This is a genomic window from Dietzia sp. UBA5065 (assembly GCA_002415925.1).
Taxonomy (GTDB): domain Bacteria; phylum Actinomycetota; class Actinomycetes; order Mycobacteriales; family Mycobacteriaceae; genus Dietzia.
On sequence record DIAZ01000110.1, the window covers coordinates 7,615 to 10,493 of the forward strand.

General features: G+C 75.3%; 2 protein-coding genes. One reads left to right on the forward strand and one right to left on the reverse strand.

Annotated elements, in window-relative coordinates; translation table 11 throughout:
- Positions 1 to 256 precede the first annotated feature (256 nt).
- On the reverse strand, positions 257 to 454 hold the full coding sequence (locus B4M60_RS08615) for a hypothetical protein (protein ID WP_291082292.1): 198 nt from the start codon (positions 452 to 454) through the stop codon (positions 257 to 259).
- A 100-nt stretch (positions 455 to 554) separates the two neighbouring features.
- Here B4M60_RS08615 and B4M60_RS08620 point away from each other — a divergent pair, with 100 nt between their 5' ends.
- Positions 555 to 2,873, forward strand: coding sequence for a helicase-associated domain-containing protein (locus tag B4M60_RS08620; RefSeq protein WP_291082295.1), 2,319 nt, complete (start codon positions 555 to 557; stop codon positions 2,871 to 2,873).
- Positions 2,874 to 2,879 lie beyond the last annotated feature (6 nt).

Consider the following 2,879-nt stretch of genomic DNA (forward strand, 5'->3'; position numbering starts at 1 on the left):
GCGGTCTCCGCCGCAGACCACGTCGCGACGCTCAGCGCGTTCGCCGAGGGCCGCGGCCTGGAGCTGCCGATCACGCCCGGCTACCACGCCAACAAGGCCGCGATCGACGCCGCCTACGCGGGCAACCAGGCGGCCGTGGACAGCTTCTTCGCCACGTACCTGGGCAACTGATACCGGTCGACCCGACCAACACCGGAACGGGCCGCCACTCCCCACAGGGAGTAGCGGCCCGTTCTGGTATGTCAGGCGTCCGCTGTCAGCGTGATCGGACGGTCTTGTTCACCACCGTCACCGGGTGGATGTAGTGCAGGCGCTCCTGCGGCAGCGGGAAGATCTCCTGTCCGAACGGGGACAGTCCTCCCGCGACCAGCGCAGCTAGTTCGGTCACCGGGTGCTCGCCGAACGAGGCGTCGGGCCATCCCGGGTTGTCGTAGGTCAGTTTCTTGGCAGCCACGTGGGTAGTCTCTCACCTCGCGCCCGATCCGTCAGCAACTGGGTCCGATACCACCCACACGAATTCTCCCCGGGCGACTTCTCACTAGGCTTGGACGGATATGCCCACCTCGAGCTCCACGCCACGTAACGCCGCCAGGGGTGAACCCGACTTCCCCGCCTGGCTGGCCGCCCTGTCCGACGACGCCCTGGTCCGCTTGTGCGAGCTCCGCCCGGACGTGGCGAACCCTCCCCCCGCCTCTCTGGACGTCCTCGCCTCGCGACTCCGGCTGCCCGCATCCACGGCACGCGCGATCGGCACGCTCACCTGGCCGGACCTGCTGATCCTGGCCACGGCCGCGGCGCTCGGCGCCGATTCCGGTCCCGTCCCGCTCGCCGCGGTGGCGGCGCGGGTGGGGGTCGACGACGACGAGGACGCCTTCCGCACGGCCGTCCGCGGCCTCCGTGACCTCGCGCTGATCTGGGGCGAGGAGACGCACGCCCGGATCGTTCCCGTCACGGGTGCCGCGATCGACGCGGCGCCCGTCACCGCACCCCATCCCGGTGAACCCACCGGCGCCGCGCTCGAGGCCGCGTGGTCCGGGTTGTCCGCCGGCGCGGTGGGGGTCCTCGAGGCCATCGCCCGGGGTCGGACGCCGGTCGGCTCCCTCGGTGCCGGCGCCTCCGGCACCGTCCGCGCGGCGGCGGCGGAGCTGGCGGCGGCGGGACTCGCCGAGGTCACCGGGGACGACGGCGAGGTGGTGGTCCCCCGGGCCCACGCGGTGGACCGGGCCCGGCACGGCGTCCGCCCGGTCGGCTCCTCCCTCCTCCACACCCCCGCCTGGTCGGCGCCCGCCGCGGCCTCCAGGGCTGCCTCGGCGGGACTCGACGCCTCCGGCGGCGTGGCCGCGCTGGACCTGCTCCATCGGTGCGACGCGCTGCTCTCGGCGCTGTCCGTCGCCCCGGCCGCCACCCTCAAGGCCGGGGGCGTGGGTGTCCGGGAGCTCCGCCGCGTGGCCCGGGCCGCCGCCCTCGAGGAGCACGAGCCCCCGCTGCTCCTCGAGGTGCTCGCGGCGGCCGGGTTGATCGCCGTGGGGGACACCGAGGTCGGCGACACGGGCTTCGACTCGGTGTGGGCGCCCACGGAGGCCGCCGACGTGTGGTCGGCCCGGGAGCCGGCGCGCCGGTGGGCCGAGCTCGTCCTGGCCTGGTGGTCGATGCCCCGCGCGGCGTGGCGGGTCGGCTCCCAGATCGAGGGCGGGGGCACCGTCCCCGCCCTGGGCGACCCGGTCGGCCCGCCGGCCCCGACCGAACGCAGCCGGGTCCTGCGGGCCCTGTCCGAGCTGGGCCCGGCCTCCGATCCCGGCGACGCCCTGCTGCCGGAGGTCGTGCGCTGGTTCTCGCCGGTGTGGTTCTCGCGGGCGGGGGCCCGGCCGTGCACGGAGACCGTCGACGAGGCGAGGCGGCTGGGCCTCGTCGTCGGGACCACCGCCACCACCGCGGCCAGGCTCCTCGCCGCAGGCTCCCCCACCACCGACGATCTCGAGCCCGTCCTCACCGCGGCGCTGCCCGATCCGGTCTCCGAGGTGATCGTCCAGGCCGACCTCACCATCCTCGCCCCCGGCCCGCTCGTGCCGGACCTCGCCGCGGACTTCGCGCAACTCGCCGACGTCGAGTCGGCCGGGGCCGCCACGACCTACCGGGTCACCGAGAACTCCCTGCGCCGGGCGCTCGACTCGGGCCGGACGGCCGCCGGGATCCGGGAGTTGCTGGCCAGGACGTCCATCACCCCGGTGCCACAGTCGCTGGACTACCTCATCGAGGACGTGGCCCGCCGGCACGGTCGGCTGCGGGTGGGGTCCGCGTTGTCGTTCCTCCGCTGCGACGACCCCACCCTGATCGCGCACGTCCTCGGATCCCCTGTCGCCGAGGCCTGCTCGCTCCGCTCGGTCGCCCCGACGGTCCTGGTCTCCCAGGCCCGCCCGCTGGACCTCGTCGAGACCCTGCGCGAGCACGGCTTCGCGCCCGTCGTCGAGGACACCACGGGCGCGGTCGTCGCGCTGTCCCGTCCCGTCGCCCGCGTCACCGCCACCGCACCCCGGAGGGCACCCCGCGTCCCGACGCGGGTCGCCACCCCCGCCGAGCTCCGCGCCGCGATCACCGCGATGCGTGCGGCGGACCGCGTCCGTTCCGCCCGCGGCGGGACCGGTGCCGGATACACCGGCGAGGCCGCCATAGCCCGGCTGCACGAGGCCGCGAGCACCGGTACCGCGGTGACCGTCTCCGTGGTCGACGCTCAGGGCCGGTCGACGTCGCGGATCGTCGTGCCGGCGTCGGTCGCCGGGGGGCGGATCGAGGGCATCGAGCCGGACTCCGCCGAGACCGTGACGCTGCCGCTGCACCGCGTGATCTCGGTCGCGGACCTCGACCCGACGCGCTGACCCGAC